The 18,565-nt window shown below is 62.9% G+C and carries 21 protein-coding genes; 10 read left to right on the forward strand and 11 right to left on the reverse strand.

Annotation, left to right across the window (positions count from 1 at the left end; genetic code table 11):
- Positions 1-131: 131 nt before the first annotated feature.
- Positions 132-1,694 carry an alkaline phosphatase family protein gene (locus tag EN869_RS05435; protein ID WP_127225277.1) on the forward strand — a complete coding sequence of 521 codons (1,563 nt, stop codon included), beginning with the start codon at positions 132-134 and terminating at the stop codon, positions 1,692-1,694.
- An 87-nt stretch (positions 1,695-1,781) separates the two neighbouring features.
- Here the strand turns inward: EN869_RS05435 and EN869_RS05440 are convergent, their stop codons facing one another.
- Positions 1,782-3,110, reverse strand: a complete 1,329-nt coding sequence (locus EN869_RS05440; RefSeq protein WP_127225278.1) for a PRC-barrel domain-containing protein — start codon at positions 3,108-3,110, stop codon at positions 1,782-1,784.
- 260 nt (positions 3,111-3,370) lie between these two features.
- Here EN869_RS05440 and EN869_RS05445 point away from each other — a divergent pair, with 260 nt between their 5' ends.
- Positions 3,371-4,291, forward strand: a complete 921-nt coding sequence (locus tag EN869_RS05445) for a diacylglycerol kinase family protein (protein ID WP_127225279.1) — start codon at positions 3,371-3,373, stop codon at positions 4,289-4,291.
- 8 nt (positions 4,292-4,299) lie between these two features.
- On the opposite strand, the gene EN869_RS05450 is transcribed toward EN869_RS05445, so the two are convergent.
- The 4 genes from EN869_RS05450 to EN869_RS05465 all read right to left on the reverse strand — a co-directional run bounded on the left by EN869_RS05450 (position 4,300) and on the right by EN869_RS05465 (position 6,331).
- Positions 4,300-4,503: a hypothetical protein gene (locus tag EN869_RS05450; RefSeq protein ID WP_127225280.1), complete on the reverse strand. Its 204-nt coding sequence runs from the start codon at positions 4,501-4,503 to the stop codon at positions 4,300-4,302.
- A 191-nt stretch (positions 4,504-4,694) separates the two neighbouring features.
- Complete coding sequence (locus EN869_RS05455; protein ID WP_127225281.1) at positions 4,695-5,159, reverse strand: phage holin family protein; 465 nt, start codon at positions 5,157-5,159, stop codon at positions 4,695-4,697.
- A gap of 6 nt (positions 5,160-5,165) precedes the next feature.
- A complete protein-coding gene (locus tag EN869_RS05460; protein WP_127225282.1) occupies positions 5,166-5,492 on the reverse strand; it encodes a DUF883 family protein in 327 nt (108 codons plus the stop codon).
- Between the two features lie 77 nt (positions 5,493-5,569).
- Complete coding sequence (locus EN869_RS05465) at positions 5,570-6,331, reverse strand: Crp/Fnr family transcriptional regulator (RefSeq protein WP_127225283.1); 762 nt, start codon at positions 6,329-6,331, stop codon at positions 5,570-5,572.
- A gap of 154 nt (positions 6,332-6,485) precedes the next feature.
- On the opposite strand from EN869_RS05465, the gene EN869_RS05470 reads away from it, so the two are divergent.
- On the forward strand, positions 6,486-6,866 hold the full coding sequence (locus EN869_RS05470) for a response regulator (protein WP_127225284.1): 381 nt from the start codon (positions 6,486-6,488) through the stop codon (positions 6,864-6,866).
- A gap of 43 nt (positions 6,867-6,909) precedes the next feature.
- On the opposite strand, the gene EN869_RS05475 is transcribed toward EN869_RS05470, so the two are convergent.
- Positions 6,910-7,461 (reverse strand): RNA polymerase sigma factor, encoded by a 552-nt coding sequence (locus EN869_RS05475; protein WP_027166584.1) that lies wholly within the window; start codon positions 7,459-7,461, stop codon positions 6,910-6,912.
- A 3-nt stretch (positions 7,462-7,464) separates the two neighbouring features.
- Positions 7,465-7,668, reverse strand: a complete 204-nt coding sequence (locus EN869_RS05480) for a NepR family anti-sigma factor (protein ID WP_127225285.1) — start codon at positions 7,666-7,668, stop codon at positions 7,465-7,467.
- Positions 7,669-7,888: 220 nt separating this feature from the next.
- Here EN869_RS05480 and EN869_RS05485 point away from each other — a divergent pair, with 220 nt between their 5' ends.
- From EN869_RS05485 to EN869_RS05505, 6 genes are all read left to right on the forward strand, one after another.
- A complete protein-coding gene (locus EN869_RS05485; protein ID WP_127225286.1) occupies positions 7,889-8,683 on the forward strand; it encodes a response regulator in 795 nt (264 codons plus the stop codon).
- A 169-nt stretch (positions 8,684-8,852) separates the two neighbouring features.
- Positions 8,853-9,017 (forward strand): DUF1328 domain-containing protein, encoded by a 165-nt coding sequence (locus EN869_RS05490; protein WP_018429836.1) that lies wholly within the window; start codon positions 8,853-8,855, stop codon positions 9,015-9,017.
- 249 nt (positions 9,018-9,266) lie between these two features.
- Entirely contained in the window at positions 9,267-10,238 is a 972-nt protein-coding gene (locus EN869_RS05495) for a PAS domain-containing sensor histidine kinase (protein ID WP_189341223.1), read from the forward strand.
- 132 nt (positions 10,239-10,370) lie between these two features.
- A complete protein-coding gene (locus EN869_RS34305) occupies positions 10,371-10,541 on the forward strand; it encodes a hypothetical protein (protein WP_167498453.1) in 171 nt (56 codons plus the stop codon).
- Between the two features lie 172 nt (positions 10,542-10,713).
- The gene (locus EN869_RS05500; protein WP_127225288.1) at positions 10,714-11,040 is read left to right on the forward strand and encodes a hypothetical protein; all 327 of its coding nucleotides are present in this window, start codon (positions 10,714-10,716) and stop codon (positions 11,038-11,040) included.
- Positions 11,041-11,123: 83 nt separating this feature from the next.
- Positions 11,124-11,369 (forward strand): YMGG-like glycine zipper-containing protein, encoded by a 246-nt coding sequence (locus EN869_RS05505; RefSeq protein ID WP_027166589.1) that lies wholly within the window; start codon positions 11,124-11,126, stop codon positions 11,367-11,369.
- Positions 11,370-11,552: 183 nt separating this feature from the next.
- On the opposite strand, the gene EN869_RS05510 is transcribed toward EN869_RS05505, so the two are convergent.
- The 4 genes from EN869_RS05510 to xylF form a co-directional block, all read right to left on the reverse strand.
- Positions 11,553-13,175: a CHASE domain-containing protein gene (locus EN869_RS05510; protein WP_127225481.1), complete on the reverse strand. Its 1,623-nt coding sequence runs from the start codon at positions 13,173-13,175 to the stop codon at positions 11,553-11,555.
- 132 nt (positions 13,176-13,307) lie between these two features.
- Positions 13,308-14,108: an ATP-binding cassette domain-containing protein gene (locus EN869_RS05515; RefSeq protein ID WP_127225289.1), complete on the reverse strand. Its 801-nt coding sequence runs from the start codon at positions 14,106-14,108 to the stop codon at positions 13,308-13,310.
- 18 nt (positions 14,109-14,126) lie between these two features.
- Entirely contained in the window at positions 14,127-15,479 is a 1,353-nt protein-coding gene (locus tag EN869_RS05520) for a sugar ABC transporter permease (RefSeq protein ID WP_127225290.1), read from the reverse strand.
- Positions 15,480-15,714: 235 nt separating this feature from the next.
- On the reverse strand, positions 15,715-16,755 hold the full coding sequence (xylF, locus tag EN869_RS05525) for a D-xylose ABC transporter substrate-binding protein (protein WP_127225291.1): 1,041 nt from the start codon (positions 16,753-16,755) through the stop codon (positions 15,715-15,717).
- Between the two features lie 270 nt (positions 16,756-17,025).
- Between xylF and EN869_RS05530 the strand changes: the two genes are divergently transcribed.
- Complete coding sequence (locus EN869_RS05530; protein WP_127225292.1) at positions 17,026-18,267, forward strand: ROK family protein; 1,242 nt, start codon at positions 17,026-17,028, stop codon at positions 18,265-18,267.
- Positions 18,268-18,565: the final 298 nt, after the last annotated feature.

Here is an 18,565-nt window from a genome sequence, read left to right on the forward strand (position 1 = left end):
GCAAACACAGAATGGACTGTGTCACAAAAGTGAACGACCGTTCAAAATATGTTCACCAATCCATCACCTGCGTCGGCTTGCAACGCCGGTGATTTTCCGTTCCATCTGGGCGCCTCACAAAGGAGACGATCTTGGACAATCCGACGAGTCGCCCGAATGTTCTCCTCATCACCTGCGACCAATGGCGCGGCGATTGCCTGTCGGCGGTCGGCCATCCGGTGGTGAAGACGCCGCATGTGGACGCTTTGGCCGCGGAGGGCGTGCTCTTCCGCCGCCATTATGGCGGCGCGGCGCCCTGTTCTCCCGCCCGCGCGTGCCTCTACACCGGCCTCTACCAGATGAACAACCGCGTCTGCCGCAACGGCACGCCGCTCGATGCGCGCCATGGCAACATCGCGCTTTCGGCGCGCGCGGCGGGCTATGATCCGACCTTGTTCGGCTACACCGATGTCGCGCTCGATCCGCGCCAGCTTGCGGCCGGGGATCCGCGGCTGACAAGCTATGAGGGCGTGCTGCCCGGCTTCACGGTGCGGCAGGCCCTGCCCGAGCATCAGAAGCAATGGCTGTCATGGCTGCGCGCGCAAGGCATCGACACAAGCGCCGGAAGTCCGGCCATCCACCGTCCGGCCGGCGGACAGGGCAAGGGCGACGTGACCGACGCGCCCCCGATCTACACGAAGTACCAGACGCCGACCGCATTCCTGGCCGGCGAATTCATCCGCTGGCTTGGCGAGCAGGAAGAGGCCGCGCCGTGGTTCGCACACATCTCCTTCATCAGCCCACACCCGCCCTTCATCGTGCCGGAGCCCTACAACGCCATGTATGACCCCGCCGACGGCCCGGCTTTCCGGCGCGCGGCAAGCTGGCAAGTCGAGGCGGAAAGGCACCCCTATCTCGCCTATGATCTCGCCAGGCAGAAGCGAACAAAATTCGTCCCCGGCATCGAGGGCAAGGTGCCCGACTGGAGCGAGGAGAACTTTCGCCGCATCCGCGCGATCTATTACGGCATGATCTCCGAGGTCGACGCGCAGCTTGGCCGCCTCTGGCAGGCGATCAAATCGGCGGGCGCCTGGGACGACACCGTCATCGTGCTCACCTCCGACCACGCCGAGATGATGGGTGACCATTTCATGCTCGGCAAAGGCGGCTTCTTCGATGGCAGCTACCATATTCCGCTGATCATCCGCGATCCGAGCCGGAGAGCCTCGGCCGGCTCATCCGTGGACCATTTCACCGAGGCCGTCGATGTCTTCCCGACCTTGCTCGACCTGATCGGCGCCGCGCCGCAGCGGCACCTGGATGGCCGTTCGCTCTCACCCTGGATCGATGGCAAGGAGCCGGAGGGTTGGCGCGACGCCGCTCATTGGGAATTTGACTTCCGCACGGTCGCCGAGGGTGAAGCAGAGCGCCATTTCGGCGTCGGCTCGCGGCAATGCAACCTCGCCGTCGTCCGCTCGGCGGACTTCAAATATGTCCATTTCAGTAGCAGCCTGCCGCCGCTTTTGTTCGACCTGTCGAAGGACCCGGGAGAGCTGAACAATGTGGCGAACGACCCGGCTTATCTGCCGGTGCGACTGGAGTTCGCCGAAAGGATGCTCGCCTGGCGCGCAGCCCACCTGGATCAGTCACTGGCGCTGGCGGAGCTGACGGAAGACGGCGTGGCTGGGTACGTGAGTAGGGGAGTAGGGGAGTAGGGGAGTAGGGGAAAACACAACGGTCGTTATCCGCCAGCTTCCTTTTCTACTCCCTATTCCCTTACTCCCCTATTCCCTTACTCTCCCTTACTTCAACATCATCCGCTGCTGATCACGGTTCGCGGCATAACTGCTCTTGTCGTAGGCGGCCTGCGCCTGCAGCTGCTCCTTGGTGAAGTTGGTGTAGAGGTATTTCTTGCCGTTCTTGTCGGTCATGAATTTGAGCTTGTCCATGCCGACCGCCACTTCCTTCGCGCCGATGCCGAGGAATCCGCCGACGTCGACGATCACCGCGTCCGGCTTTTTGTCGGGCGTCAGCACGACATCGCCGATGGTACCGATCTTGGCGTCGTTGGCGCCATAGACTGTCGTGCCCTTCAGATCATCGACCCTGATGTTGCCCATCGGCATCTCGCTCAGCGTCGACTTGTCGATCGAAGCGGTCTTGGTCTGGTCCGTGGCGGCAGCGCCGTTGTCGGCCGGCTTGTTTTCAGCCGTCGCCTGAGCCGGTTGAGCCGGCTTGGCGCCCTTGTCGGAGGTCGTATTCGACGATGCCACCGTGGGAGTGGTCGTGGCCGGCGCATTGCTTGCAGCCGTCGACGAGGCGGGTGCCGGATCATAGGCCTTGCGGTCGAAGTCCGGCTGGGCCTGAAGCTGCTCCTTCGTCGTCTCGGCCACCAGCCAGCGGTCGCCGTTCTTCTCGGCCCACTTGGCCTTGTCGAAATCATAGGTGACGTTCTTCGCGCCGATGCCGAGGAAGCCGCCGACGCCGATCACCAGCGATTGCGCCTTTCCGTCCTTGGCCAGCACGATGTCGTTCACGTCGCCAATCTTCTGGGCGTCGTCCGCAGTGCCGTTATAGACCGCCTTACCGATGATGTTGGTGGCGAGATTGCCCTCTGCCTTCTTCACCGGCTCGGCCGGCTGCGTGGCGGCTTGTTTCTGCGTTCCGGTCGTATCGGTCGCCGCAGGCTGCGTGGCGTCGGTGGCCTGTGGCGGGGTCGCATCATATGGCTTGCGGTCGAAAGCCGGCTGGGCGCTCAGCTCTTCCTTGCTTGTCTTTGCCACCAGCCAGCGGTCGCCATTTTTCTCGGCCCATTCCAGTTTGCCATAGTCGAAGGCAACGTCTTTTTTGCCGACACCCAGGAACCCGCCGACGCCGATGATGGCGGACTTGGCCTTGCCGCTGGAATCGAAGACGACATCGTCGACTTTGCCGATGTTCTGGGCGTCGTTTCCGGTGCCGTTATAGACCGACTCCCCGATGATATTGGTCATCAGCGCGCCTTCGGCGCGCGGGATAGGAGCCGCCGTTTCGGCAGCCGGCTGTGCCGGAGCGGGAGTAGTGTTTTGCGCGAAAGCGCCGGTTGCGAGCAGTGTTGCAAGCGCGGTTGTAGCGAAAAGGGTGCGGATCATGATGGTCTCTCCTCGTGCCTGATTTCGTGCATGCGACTTCCCCGGCTACCGATAAGCGGCAGGCCTGAAGCGGCATGGTCGACAGGTTCACAACGTTGTGACCCAAGCGTTGTTCCAAAATGTCGAACGTCCCACAGCCGCCCGAGTTCTCGACCCCTAGTGGAACCTTCGCACCCCTCTTCTCGTTTCAGCCTGCGGCTGATGCGTCTTTCAGCCCAGGTTTGAAGAGCCCAGGTTTAAAGACAAGACGGAGCGGGGCCATGCGGTTTGCTGCGGTGCTGAACCAGGATGGCGGCACCTTGCGCACCATCGACATGGAAACGTTTTCCGAGCAGTTGCGCCAGACACTCGAAGCGGCGGGGCATTCGGTCGATATCGATATCGTTGCCGGCCGCGACATCGCCACGGCGCTGGAAAAGGCCATCGCCAGCCGCAATGTCGATGTCGTGCTTGCCGGCGGCGGCGACGGCACGATTTCCACCGCCGCGTCCCTCCTCATGAACAAGAAGAAGGCCCTGGCCATTTTGCCGGCCGGAACGATGAACCTTTTTGCCCGAGGTCTGGGCATTCCGCAGACGCTGGAAGCGGCGCTGCAGTCCTTTGCCGATGGCGAGGTGATCGCCGTCGACATGGCGAGCGCCAACGGCCAGCCATTCGTTCATCAGTTCTCGGTCGGCATGCATGCCAAGATGGTTCAGCTGCGCGAAACCATGGATTTCGGCTCGCGGTTTGGAAAGATGCGAGCCTCGGTCCGCGCCGCATGGGCGACGATCAAGAACCCGCCGGCGCTTAAGGTGAGCCTGAGCATCGGCGAGGCGGAAATCGTCACCCGCACGACCGGCATCGGCATCTCCAACAATCTGTTCGGCGAAGGCCATCTGCCCTATGCCGACAATCCGGCCGGCGGCGTGCTCGGCATCTATGTCAGCGTCGCGCGCCGGCGTCATCACCTGGCAAAGTTGCTGTTGGACATGCTGCGTGGCCGGTTGCGCCAGAGCGCGCATGTCGAAGTGCATCAGGCTCGCAAGGTGGTGCTGAAAATCCGCTCGCCGGCCAGGAAGTTCAGCGCGGTCCTGGATGGCGAATTGGTCCGGCTGGAGCGCGAAACCACAGTCGAAATTCATCCCGGCGCGTTGAAGGTGCTTGTCCCGTCAAGCAATGCTCAGGCAAAGGCGGCGTGATGAAAGGATCAGCTCCCCTGCGTGGATTTCTGCCCGGCGGGCGGCGCTTCCGGCAGGGTCTGCTGTGTCGTCGGCGGCTTGATCAGTTCGCCATAGATCTCGACCGCGCCCCACGCGATGAAGGCGAGCAACAACCCGGCGACGAGGATCCTGAGGCCATGCCAGCCCCAGCGCCCTTGGCGCGCTTTGTTTTCAGGTACGCTCTTGGTCACACTTGGCCTCCAAACTGCGCGGCGGCGGGCGCTCGAGGCGCGACTGGTCAGGTAACGGGGCGTTAGCACGAAGGTTCCCACCGGGCGGCAGCGCCTCTCATGATCATGAGGCGAACGACGGCGGGGGGCATGACCATTCGGAAGCGGTGACGGGCAAGTCAGCCGCCAAATCCTTGGTCCGATTCGTCGCTTTAAGTCCGATCTTCCGGATCTGGCTTGGGCGGATTGGGCTTGGCGTTCTCGCGATAGATGGCGTAGGCAACGACCGCCAAGGCAGGCGCGACGACAGCCCCTAGCCCGCCCTTGCTCTTGGCAAGTGCCGGAAGCAGGGCAAGCGCCGCGGTAATGCCCAACGCGGTCATGTCGACCTGCCGCCGTCTTGCGCGCCGCCTGCTGCGCATGCTGGTGGTCAGCTTGTGTATGACCACGATCAGGCCCGCTATGACCAGGAATCCGATGCCGAAACCGAGACTGGTCGCCAGCGGTCCGTAGCGCGCCGCCACCCAGATATAGGCAGCGCCGAGGAGGAAGCCGACTCCGCACAATGCAAAAATGGCGGCAAGCCCGTAAAGGATTGCCGTCATCCGCGCTCTTTGCAGGGCGGCCATCGCCTCACCCGAGACAAGAGCCGAGATCAGCGAGACAAGCGTCCCCATCTGAAGCTAGCGGCGGGACAGGAGGGCGAAGAGGAAGCCGACGCCCGCCGCGATCGCCAGCGACGTCACCGGCTTCTCGCGCACTTTTGCGATCAGCTGTGCTTCCATGTCCTCCGCGCTTCCGCGCATGCTCTCGAACGCGGCCTCACCTTGCGCGCGCAATTGTTCGACGCCGTCCGCGGCAGCGCGACGGGCCGCGCCATAGCCGTGCTGGCCGGTCTTGGCGAGTTGCTCGGTGAGCTTCTGGATGTCGGCTTTCAGTTGCTCGATATCGGCCTCCAGGTCGGCGGTGGTCGCTTGATCGGTCGTGGATCTGCCTGCGGCGGTTGCCATTCTCTAACTCCTTGCGTTTGCTCGGATTTCAACGTCAGTTCTACGCTAAGGTTCCAAGTCTAGCGGTTCAAGCTGCGCTAGATAAGCGGCCTGCGTTCCTCGCCCAGCCCCTCCCAGCGGGCGAGACTCTTCAGTCCGTCGTAATCGATCACCTCGCAGCCGCCGTCCCGCCATAAGACGAGCTTGCGGTCCATCAGCTTGCGGATCGTCTTGTTGGTATGAACCAGCGAAAGGCCAAGCGTGTCGGCGATGTGCTGTTGCGTGATCGGGATTTGAACCGGTGTCTTGCCGTTGAGGCCGGCGCCGCGGGCCCGGCTGGCGATGAAAGCAATGAGATAGGCGGCGCGTTCGAGCGCGGTGCGGCGGCCGATGCTCAGCAGATTCTCATCCAGCATCCGTTCTTCGCGGGACGCGATCCACGTGATGTCATAGGCAAGGCCCGGATAGTTGCGGTAGAGTTCATGCAGTTGCTCCCGTTCGAAGACGCAAAGCAGCATCGGCGACAGGGCTTCGACGGAATGCTGCATCTCGCCCATCAGGCTGCCCTGCAGGCCGATAAGGTCGCCGGGCATGGAGTAATTGAGGATCTGCCGCCGCCCGTCCGGCAAGAGCTTGTAGCGGAACGCCCAGCCCGACAGCACAGTGTAGAGGTGCGCGCTATGGCTGCCTTCGACCAGGACCGTCGCCCCCTTGTCGACAGCGAGTTCGCCGCGCTTGAAGGTGCTGATGAAGGACAATTCCTGCTTGTCGAATTCGCGAAAGCCAGGCAACGGCCGCAACGGGCACTTTTCGCAAGGGTATTGACGACTGGCGACCGAACGTGTGCTTTGGCTGGACATTTCGACCCCTCTTCGAAATCCCTGCCCTTGCGGGCGCATGCAAACGTTTGAGACCGACAGGGGTTCCGCGAGGCATGGAGGCCCATGTCTTTTTTAAATGACATAGCGCCGAATTCCGCGCATGAGTGCGGCCCCGCCGAGGAGACACTGATAAGTGCCAGCATTGCTTGACGGACTGCGTATTCTCATCCTGGAAGACGAGTTCCTGATCGCGATGGATGTCGAGCAGCTTTGCCGGGACCACGGCGCCGCGGATGTGACGATCGCCCGCGAGCTCGCGGAGATCGACGGGCAGGCGCTGCCGTCACACTTCGACGCCGCGGTTGTCGACCTGATGCTTGGCGGCATGTCGACCCTGGATTTCGCCGCACGGCTGCGCAGCGAGGGCGTGCCGTTCGTGTTCGCCTCCGGCTATTCGGATTCGGACGAAATCAAGAGCTCGTTCCCGGACGTTCGGCTGGTGACCAAGCCTTATTCGGGCGACGACCTGATCGAAGCCGTGGCCATGGCCTGCGGCCGCGCCAACGCGGCCTGACTGGCCATAGCTTCGGTAAAACCCCTCGATGGTTCGGTTCGGCTCACGCGGCGTTCGAACCCGTCACCTGCGCCGAGATCGCGTCTGGACCGAACTCGTCTTCCCCGGAAATCTTCAGAATCTCCTGCAGCCGGGTGCGCGCCCGGCTGACGCGGCTCTTGATCGTGCCGACCGCGCAGCCGCAGATTTCGGCCGCCTCTTCGTAGGAGAAGCCAGAAGCGCCGATCAGGATGATGGCCTCGCGCTGGTCCTCGGGCAATTGCTCCAGCGCGCCACGGAAATCCTTGAGGTCGAGCTGGCCATGCTGGGCCGGATGAACGGCAAGCCTGGCCGTCATGATGCCGTCGCTGTCCTGCACCTCGCGGCCGCGCTTGCGCATTTGCGAATAGAATTCGTTACGCAGGATTGTGAACAGCCAGGCCTTGAGGTTGGTGCCCGGCTGGAAACTCTCATGCTTGTCCCACGCCTTGACCAGCGTTTCCTGGACGAGGTCGTCGGCCCGATCGGCGTTCTGCGTCAGCGACACGGCGAAAGCGCGCAGGCTCGGGATCGCACCGAGCAGCTCGGTCTTGAAGCTCTGGGACACCGCCGCCATGCCTCAGTCCTTTTTCTGGGCAGGTTCGGTCTGTTCCAGCTGGCTGAGCAACTGAGCGAAACGGTCCGGCACCTGATCCGAGACCAATTCGTCATAATATTGCTTGAGCTTGCGGGCAATTTCGGAGTTCGCTCCAAGCGGATTGCCATCCCCGTTCCGATGCCTTCTTGCGGCATCAGCCATCTGCTTTTTTGACATTTCTTTCATAGTCGCCCTAATTTCCAGCATTCGAACCGCTCTTCGACTTCAAACCACAACGCAAGCGGAACCTTCGTCTGGTTGCCCATCCCGAAGTCCCGAAACGCCGACCTGCTAATTTAGTTCCACAGCCGGCGGAACTTTTTCGGAAAGCCGGCGTTTGATTTTCGGGGCGTGCGATCGGCATGGCCTTTGACAGGCAACGTCAGCTGAGGGAGACGTAAATAATATGAGTTTGTCCGCAACCATCGCTCCGCATCTTCCGTTCCTGCGCCGCTTCTCGCGGGCGGTATCGGGATCGCAGGAGAGCGGTGACGCGCTGGTCGCCGCGATGCTGGAAGCCATCATCGCCGATACCAACATCTTCCCCGAAGCCTCCAGCGACCGCATCGCGCTGTACAAGGTTTTCGCCAGGCTGTTCACCTCCGTCGCCATCCGCGTGCCGCAGGAGCAGCCGCAGACCGCCTGGGAGCAACGGGCAGCCGCCAATCTGAATGCGATAGCACCTCGGCCCAGGCAGGCTTTCCTGCTGGTCGCAGTCGAGGGCTTCAGCGAGGGGGAGGCGGCAGAAGTCCTAGACGCCGACGAGGAGGAGTTCTCCCAGTTGCTCGCCCAGGCAAGCAACGAGATTTCGCGTCAGGTCGCGACCGACGTGTTGATCATCGAGGATGAGCCGCTGATTGCCATGGATATCGAGGAGATGGTCGAAAGCCTTGGCCACCGCGTCGTCGGCACCGCGCGCACACATGCCGAGGCGGTGGCCTTGTTCGGCAAGACCCGGCCGAGAATGGTCCTGGCCGATATCCAGCTCGCCGACGGCAGCTCCGGCATCGAAGCAGTCAACGAGATCTTGTCCTCGACGCCGGTGCCGGTGATCTTCATCACCGCCTTCCCGGAACGCCTGCTCACTGGCGAGCGTCCGGAGCCGGCTTTCCTGGTCACCAAGCCCTTCAACCCCGACATGGTCAAGGCATTGATCAGCCAGGCCTTGTTCTTCGACCGGCAGGCCAAAGCCGCCGCCTGATCCGGTCCAAGGCTCGGACCTTCGAGCGTCATGCGAGGCCTTCGGGCCTCGTGTGGCGCTTGTCCATTTGCGATCTGAAAAGCCTCTTCAAGGGGTCGTCTTTTTCGGAAAATGGTGGAACAAACGGCACCGAGCCGCGTTCTTTTCCCGACATAAAAGGAGACTCATCATGCTGTACTGGGCGCTCGTATTTCTCGTAGTTGCGATCATCGCCGGCGCGCTTGGGTTCGGCGGCATAGCCGGTACATCGGCGGGCATCGCGCAGATTCTGTTCTTCATCTTCCTCGCCTTCCTGGTGATTTCACTCATCGCAGGCCTCTTCAGGAGAGCCTGACCGCAACACTGGAAGCCGCACCCCTCAAACGGTTTCCAGCCACCGCCGGACGGCGCCTCGAAAGAGCACTGTCCGGCGGACCGTTTTCTGGGGAGCCCCGCAAATTCGGGGGGCATACCGCGCGGAACCAGTTGCGAATTGAGCCGTTCAAGGATCGGGTGCGGACAAGGACCGAGTGTGGGGATTCCGATGCCTTCCGAAGGTCCCACGAAGGACAGGGCTGAAAAGCAGGACAGCGAAGTGATCGCGATGCATCCGGCCGAGAGCGGGATGCAGCTGGGGCGGGCCCTACTTCATGCCCTGCACAATGCCGGAATTTCAGTTCTCTACCAGGATCGGCAGATGAAAACGGTTTGGGCGCGCAATATGAGCGCGCCCTGGGCGTCTGAAACCGCCGATGGCAAGGATTTGCTTTCGCCGGCGCAGGCGGAGCGCATAAGGCTGGCCAAACTCAAGGTGATCGAATCCGGCGACGCGGACCAGCTCGAGCTCAGCATTCCGGGAGGCCAGGGCATACGCTGGTTTCAGCTATGGATCGATGCCGACTGCGGCGAAGTCGGCGAAGTGATCGGCGTCGTCACCACCATGGTGGAGACGACGGAGCAGAAACGCCGCGAGCAGACGCTGAAGACATTGCTGCGCGAAGTCAGCCATCGATCGAAGAATCTGCTCGCCATCATCCAGAGCATCGCCACCCAGACGGGGCGCTATTCGGAGACGCTCGGCGAGTTCCTGGCGCGGTTTCGCGGCAGGCTGCAATCGCTCGCTTCCTCGCAGGACCTGGTCACATCCTCCAACTGGCGCGGCGCGGCTCTGCGGGAGCTCGTATCCGGCCAGGTCGGCCGCTACAGCAGCGATCTGGCGCAAAGCCTGCAATTCGGGGGCGAGAATCCATACCTCAATCCCAACGCCGCCCTGCATATCGGTCTGGCGATGCACGAGTTGGCCGTGAACTCCGTGAGCTATGGCGCGCTGTCGCGGCCGGACGGCCACGTCGAGGTGCGCGCAAGGCTGGAAGCTGAGAACGCAGCGCCGCCCAACCTTTTGCTGACCTGGACGGAAGCGGTCGGCGACGCGCCGCGCAACGCGAAGCGTTTTGGCAGCGTGGCGCTGGAGCGCGTCGTGCCGATGTCGCTCAATGGTTCCGCGACGCTCGAAATCGGCAAGGACCGCATGGAATACCGCCTCACCGTTCCGCACGGGAATTTCGAAACGGATTGATTGCGCTGCCGTTCCAGCCTTGCCGGCGAAAGCCCTTTACCGGCTGTTCACCATAAAGTTCGATCCTATGATCCCGGCTAACAATGCGCTGGAAACCCATCCGCGCCACGGCGCGCGATCTGGGAGACTGAAATGACGGTTGCCGACATGAACAGGCTTGAGCAGGCCGCCCGCGTCTCGATGAGCGGGTTCCAGGATGCCGAATCGCCGCCGGCGCCACGATCATTTCATCTTTCGCTTCGCCTTGGCGCGATCGCGCTTCTGGCCGCCGTGGCCCTGGCCGCGACCTGGCAATTGTTCTGATCAGTAGGCGGCCTAGACACGCGAGCATGTCGACCAAAGTTGCGCGGCGGCTTTGGGTAGACGACAGGACCTTAAGCGCGTCGCCTGAATCCATTCCACGCCACGCTTTGAACCCGGCCCCCGGAACTTTCGTTCGCCGAGAATCGTTGTTTGCGGCGAGAGGTTTGGAGCCATGGAACACGTCGCCGCGCTGCTCTTCGTCGTCGGTTGCTCGAGCACGATGACCGATTGCCGCGAACTCGAAGTGCCGGTCAGTGTCTTTGAGACCGCGCAAGCCTGTGTTGCAGAAAGACCCTTCGCCCTTGGCGACCTGCAGGGCCGGGCTCCCCGCATTATCGGCAAGTGCCTTGCCGTCGATCCGGCCCTGGAAGACGATTACGATCAGATCGCCTGGAACGTGCGGCCCGACGGCACGCTGGTCGCGTCTTTGGAGGTTTCGGGCATGCTTGTCGCGTCGAACAGCGCGCGCCCCGAAAAAGACTATCTTAAACAACAGTAAGATCGGGCAGGCAAAGCCCGTTTTTTCATGCTAAATGGCGGCTGGCACTGCCGAAAGTGAGGACAAAAGTGAGGAGCATTTCAATGCGGAAGATGATTATTGCCATGGTTGCCGTTGTCGCTGTCAGCGGCTGCACCACGACCGAGCAGGATGTTGTGGGCGGTGGCCTGATCGGCGCCGGCGTGGGTGGACTGGTCGGCGGCGGCAAGGGTGCGCTGATCGGCGCGGCCGTTGGCGCCGGGTCGGGCCTCCTGGTTCGCAACCTGCGCAACGGCTATTGCCAGTATCGCGATCATCGCGGCCGAATCTATACGGCTCGCTGCAACTGATACGGAAAACAACCGGAGGCCGCTAGAGCAATTCCAGGAAAAGTGTGAGCGGTTTTCCGTCCGGAATTGCGTAAAAACAAAGAGATAGAGCGGTTCGCCGTTTCTGTGAAACGGCGAACCGCTCTAGCCGGCCTCCGGCTCCAATCCGCTGATTCGCCCGCCATCGCGGGCCATTTTGGCCGCTCACTCGGCCAAGGGGATTTTGATTTCCACCTTTAATCCGTCGCCGCGATAGTCGCGCGCGATCGTGCCGCGCAATTCGCGCGTGACGTTGAGATCTATCAGCTTGGTGCCAAAGCCGGTCTTTGCCGGCGCATCCAATCTCTTCTGACCCGCTTCGCGCCAGTTCAGGGTGAGCGTCCGCTCGCGGCCGCGCCCCTTCACGTTCCAGTCGACTTTGAGAGCCCCCACCGAGCTGCCGGCTTCGCCATATTTCAGCGCGTTGGTGGCGAGTTCGTGGAAGGTCAGCCCAAGCGCCTGCGTCGTCGTCTCGTCGAGCAGCACCTCCGGCCCGGACAGCACGCCTTCGGGAAGCTCCTTGCCGAACACCTGCCCGAGCTCGATGCGCAGCAGGTCGCCGAGATCGGCTTTCTGCCAGCGCGAGCGCGTCAGCATATCCTGCGATGCGGCCATGGCCTGGAGGCGCGCCGAGAACGATGCCGAGAACTCCTTGACGTCGGTGGCCTGCGAGGCCGTCTGCCGCGCGATCGCCAGCACGCGGGTGATCGAGTTCTTGATGCGGTGCTTCATCTCTTGCAGGATCAGGTCCTTTTCCAGCAGGCTCTTTTCCGTCGCCTCGTGCAGCGCCGATTTCGCGTCATAGGCACGCTCCTGGTAGCGCGCCACCAGGGCAATGGCGCCGGCAAGCAGCAAACCGAACATTCCGAGCATCACCGGAATGACGCGCGAGGACGGTGGCTCGAAGGCGCTTGTCGGCCTGAACAGCAAGGTCCAGGGCTGGCCCGCGACGACGATATCGCGACGTGCCAAGAGCTTCGCGCCAATGCGTTCCGCCGGCGGCGCTTCCGACCGGAAAAGCAGCTTGCCGGCCTCCGGCTTGCCGTCATAGACCTCGACATTGACCGGCAGCAGCGGCGAATGGCTGAGCGCGACCTGGAACAGGTTCTGGGCGCGGAAGGCGGCATAGAGAAAACCGGCGGTGGAGGAGCGGCTAGCATTGATGACGTCGGGCGCGGTTTCGACGTTCAGCCGCACGAAGACCAGGAAGCCCGTGAACGTCTGCGCCACGCCGGCGCCCTGACCAAGCTGGACAAGGCCGCTCGCATGCTGCTGGTCGTCGGCCATCGCCTTCTCGATCGCGGCGCGGCGTACCGGTTCGCTGAACATGTCGAAGCCGATGATCGACTGGTTCGACGTGTCGAGCGGCTCGAACAGCACGATGGGCGTGCGCCATGGCTCGGTCGTATGGGGGTAGATCGGATGAGCCGATCCATGGTCGCGCAGGATATCGCGTTCGACAGCGGCCTCGTCGCCGGCTTTGGCGAGCCTCAGGAAGCCGATGCCGCGCAGACCGGCGAAATTGTCGTCGATGTCGAGCGCGGTGAAGAAGGCTTTGAATTCGCCGCGCGTGATGTCGCCGTTGCGCGCATCGAACAGCGCCTGCGTCGAGCGCAACAGCGACAGATGCAGGTCGATGCGGCTTTCGATTCGGCTGAGCGCATCGTCGGCGGTGCCTTCGAACTTGATCCGCGCCGCTTCCTGGGTCGCGAAATAGGCGAACCCCGCCATCGTCAGGCTGATCAGCGCGACGGCGATGAAGGCGACGATTGGAAAAAGCTTCTTCAAATCGGAAAATGCGGCCCATGGACGGTCGACGACCTTTATGGGCAAGTCTCCGCGCCAACACAATGGCGGGGCCAAGCCTTAATGCCGGCTGGTCCATCAACCAGCCGTTAATTAGCCGGCTATCTTATAGCCTCACGCCGCGATCCTCAGCGCGCCCGGCCCGGGAATGGCGCCGGGCGGACATTTGCCGAGGATGATCATGCCGAGCACCTCGTCCTGGGTGACATCGCTGGTGCGCGCGGTGCCGACCACCTGGCCGTTCTTCATCACGCAAACCCGGTCGGCGAGCTCGAATACGTCGTGAATGTCGTGGCTGATCAGGAAGATGCCGATGCCGTCGGCCTTGAGCTGCTTGACCAATTCGCCGACCTGGGCCGTCTCCTGCGGCCCAAGCGCGGCTGTCGGCTCGTCCATGATCAGGATGCGGGCGTTGAACAGGATCGCGCGCGCGATCGCCACCGACTGCCGCTGTCCGCCCGACAGCTTGATGACCGGCTCCTTGAACCGCTGGAAGCGCGGATTGAGCCGGCCCATGACCTTGCGCGCCTCGGCTTCCATGGCCACGTCGTCGAGCGTGCCCCAGCCCGTCATCAGCTCGCGGCCGAGGAAGAGATTGGCCGCGGCATCGACATTGTCGGCCAGCGCCAGCGTCTGGTAGATCGTCTCGACGCCGTATTTCTTGGCGTCGCGCGGGTTGGAGATCGAAGCCTCCTCGCCATTGATGAAGATATGCCCGCTGTCACGCTTGTAGGCGCCGGACAGGATCTTGATCAGCGTCGACTTGCCGGCGCCGTTATGGCCGAGCAGCGCCATCACCTCACCGGGGAAAAGATCGACCGATGCGTCGTCGACGGCGCGGATGCCGCCGAAGGCGATCGAGATGTTGCGCATGTCGACCAGCGGAACGGCGGGGGGAGCGGATTTTTCAGCCATGTTCGTTCTCCTCCCAGCTCAGACGCGCTTGCGATAGAGGGTGTCGAGCCATACCGCGATGACCAGCACGGCCCCGACGACGATGCTTTGCAGCGGCGAATCAACGCCGAGCAGCACCATGCCGGACTGCAGCGACTGCATCAGCAGCGCGCCGAGCATGGCGCCGAGCACGGTGCCGGAACCGCCGGCGAGCGAAGTGCCGCCGATGACTGCGGCGGCGATGACCAGCAGCTCGTCCAGAGTGCCGAGCGCATTGGTCGATGAATTCTGCCTGGCCGACGAGATGGCGGCGGCAATCGTCGCCAGCACGCCCATGATCATGAACACCTTCATGGTGATCCAGCGCGTGTTGATACCGGCGAGGTTGGCGGCTTCCGGATTGCCGCCGATGGCGAAGACATAGCGGCCGAAGCGCGTGCGCTTGGTGACGAAGGTCATGATCAGGCCGACAGCGACCGCCATCAGCACCGGGATGGCGATGCCATGCGCGATGAACAGCCCGCCTTCGGGGACGGTGATGTTGTTGGCGGCGGCATAGCGGTTCACGATGCCGACCGGCCATGGATAGGAATTGGCGAGCCACACCGCGCCCAGGATGATCGCGCAGGTGACCGTGGCGAGCAGCGTCTCGGCCCAGGCCGGACGCAGCGGGAAGCGGAAGCGCTTGCGCTGCACGCGGCCATTGAAATGCATGAAGATCACGGCCAGGCAGGCGACGATGCCGACGACCCAACTCCATCTGGCGCCGATCGAGCCCGCCGGACCGCCGCCCATCAGTTGGAAGGTTGCGTCGAGCGGCGCCACCGTCTGGCCGCTGGTGACCCACCAGGCGGCACCGCGCCAGACCAGCAGCCCGCCCAGCGTCACGATGAAAGCCGGCACTTCGAGATAGGCAATGATGAAACCCTGGAAGGCGCCGACGAGCAGGCCTAGCGCCAGGCCGATCAGCAGTGCCAGGACCCAGATCCAGGGGCTGCCGAGTTCCAGCCCGACGAAGCGGACCAGGAAATGCACCTGGGCAAAGCCCATGATCATGCCGATCAGCCCTTCGGCCGATCCGACCGACAGATCGATGTTGCGCATGACGATGACCAGCACCATGCCGGAGGCCATGATCGCCACGGCTGAAGTCTGCACCGAAAGGTTCCAGAGATTGCGCGGCGTGAGGAAGGTACGGCTGTCGAAATCGAGCGGATTGACGCCAAGGCGCAGGCTGGAGATCACATGCAACCCGACCCAGATCAAAAGCAGCGCGCCGATCATGCCGAGCATGCGGGTGTCGAGCTCGGTGGCCTTCAGGAACCGGGCGACGGCGCTCAGCTCCGATGCGCGCGCGGTGTCTGCCTGCGAGGTAGACGTCGTGTCGGTCATGATTTCCTCCCGCCGGCTTGCCCGTCTGGCGCGGATGCCGGAGCAAGCCTAGAAGCTATCCGCCAAACGCGGAAACACACAAATCCTTCTGAGAAAACGCCGCGGCTTTAAAAGCAGTCCCAGGAAAAGTGCGTAAGCGGTTTTCCGTCCGGGATTGCGGCAACAAAGAACTGGAGCGGTTCATTGAACCGCTCCAGGGCCGCGGCGCAGGTATCTTGGTCAAACGTCGTAGAGCTTAGTTGCAGACCTTGACGCTGCCGGCGGGCACGCCCGCGCAGACTTCGTCCTTCTTGATCCAGCCGGCGTCGATGACGAGGTTGAGATTGTCCTTGGTGATCGCGATCGGGGTCAGGAACAGCGACTTGACGGTGTTGCCGCCAGGCGTCGTGAAGTCCTTGGCGCCGGCGATGTCGGCATTTTTCTTGCCGTCGGCGAGCTGCGAGGCGATCTCGGCGGCGTTCTTGCCGAGCTCGCGCGCATCCTTCCACACCGACACGGTCTGGGTGCCGAGCGCGATGCGGTTGAGCGCCGCGTGGTCGCCGTCCTGGCCCGAGACCGGAACGGTGCCGGCCAGGCCCTGCGCCGTCAGCGCCGCGACGACGCCACCGGCGGTGCCGTCATTGGCGGCCACGACCGCGTCGACCTTGTTGTCGTTGGCGGTCAGGAACTGTTCCATGTTCTTCTGCGCGTTGGCGGGCAGCCAGCCGTCGGTATAGGCCTCGCCGACATTCTTGATCTTGCCGCTGTCGATCGCCGCCTTGAGCACTTCCATGGAGCCGGAGAACAGGAAGTCGGCATTCGGATCGGAACCGGAGCCCTTGATGAAGACGTAATTGCCCTCCGGCTTGGCCTTGAACACCTCCCGGGCCTGCATGCGGCCAACCTCCTTATTGTCGAAGGTCAGGTAGAACACGTCCTTGTTCTCGATCAGCCGGTCGTAGCCGACGACCGGGATGCCTTCATCGAGCGCCTTCTGCACCGCCGGGCCGATTGCCGAGGCATCCTGCGCCAGGATGATCAGCGCATTGGCGCCCTGCGAGATCAGGCTTTCAACGTCGGTCAGCTGCTTACCCGGATTGGACTGCGCGTCGGCCGAAATATACTTGTCGCCGGCGGCCTCGATGGCCTCCTTCATCGCCGCTTCGTCGGTCTTCCAGCGTTCTTCCTGGAAATTCGACCACGAGACGCCGATCACCTTGTCCTTCGCCTCGGCGACCGAAGCCAGCGTCAGCGACATGGCAACGCCCGCCAGAATGGCGGCTGCGAATTTTTTCATGATATCCTCCCTGCGCCTTGTGCGGCGCGACCCAGACTGGCCCGAAGGCCGGCATAAAGGCTTTTTTTCGAGCCCCAAAAAAATACTGGTCCAGCGAAATGAAGCTGTCAACCGAGATTCTGATGGCATTTGATGGGTCCAGGCATTTTTTTCGGGGTCCGCAATAATTAATGACATCGGCTTTGGCTTCTGCCACTATCCCTGGCGTGTCAGCGACAGGCCATGGCATCATCACAAGGCCCGCGATGACCAGGGAGGACTTGCGAGACGATGTCGGTCGGAATCCGTCACGACGATTTGCGCCGGCGCAACCGCGCCATGGTGATTTCGGCCGTGCGCCGCGCCGGCCAGCCATCGCGGACGGAGATTGCCGCCACCACCGGGCTCAGCCACTCGACCATTTCGGCGATCTCCGCCGACCTGATCCAGGAGGGCATTCTCGCCGAAAGCAAGGCCAGCGAGCCGACGGCGTTGAAGCGCGGCCGGCCGCAGATCGGCCTGGCGCTGAACCCTGAAGCCGCTGCGGTGCTGACCGTGGTGTTGTCGCTGAACTTCCTGTCGGTCGCCGTGATCGACTATGCCGGCCAGGTGGTTGCCGAGGAACAGCTGCGTCTGGACACGCTCGTCATGCCGCGCGACGAGCTGATCGGCGAATGCGTGGCCATCGTCCGGCGCCGGCTGCAGGATCCCGACCTTGATGTCGGCAGCGTTGCCCGCATCGCCATGGGTATCCAGGGCATCACCGATACCCATGCGCGCGCCATGCTGTGGTCGCCGATCACGCCGCTGACCGACATTCCGTTTGCCGACATCCTCGAAAAGGAATTCGGCATCCCCGCCACAACGGAGAACGACTGCAACATGATGGCGGTGGCGCTGCAATGGCGCGACCCCGAGCGCTATCGCGACGACTTCATCGCTATCCTGTTGTCGCACGGCATCGGCATGGGCCTTGTGCTGAAGGGCACGCTGTTCACCGGCACGCATTCTTCCGGCGGCGAGTTCGGCCACATGATCCATCGTCCGGGCGGCGCGCTTTGCCGCTGCGGCCGCCGCGGCTGCGTCGAGGCGTATGCCGGCAACTATGCGATCTGGCGCAGCGCCATGAAGATGAGCGAGGACGCCGAGCCGGTCGATGTCGGCGACGCCGACATGCGCGCTCTTGCCGCCAAGGCGCGCGAAAAGGACGGCCCCGAGCGCGAGGCCTATCGGCGGGCCGGCGAGGCGCTCGGCTTCGGCCTCGGCAACCTGTTCGCGCTGATCGATCCGGCGCCCGTCGCCATGGTCGGGGTCAGCGCCGCCGCCTTCGACCTGATCGAGCCGGCGCTGCGCGAAGCGATCGCCCAGACCGCGGGCGGCCAGCACTCGAAATCGATCTCCTTCGACACCGAGCCGAACGAACTGCCGCTGATCCGCGAAGGCTGCGCCATGCGCGCTTTGACCTTCGTCGACCAGGAGATCTTCGCGCCGGGTGTTCAGGCGAGAAGCGGTGCGGGAAAGAACGTCGCCTGAGCAGCTTTGAAGTGATCGTTGGTTTCCGCGTGCCCGTTCAGACACCGGAGATTAGAGCAATTCCAGGAAAAGTGTAGGCGGTTTTCCGTCCGGAATTGCGCCAAAACAAGGGGATAGGGCATTTCACCGTTTCCGTGAAACGGTGAAATGCCCTAGCGAAGGCCCTGAAGCTTCGTCATTCAGGGCGAAGCAGGAGCGAAGCTTCGTCGCGAAGACCCTGGTATCCATTCCGTTACCTCGGACGTGGGGCGCGGCGGAGCAGAATTCTGCATCGTGGTGGCGCGTCGAAGTCACGAAA

The sequence above is a fragment of the Mesorhizobium sp. M2D.F.Ca.ET.226.01.1.1 genome (assembly GCF_004022705.2).
Lineage (GTDB): Bacteria > Pseudomonadota > Alphaproteobacteria > Rhizobiales > Rhizobiaceae > Mesorhizobium.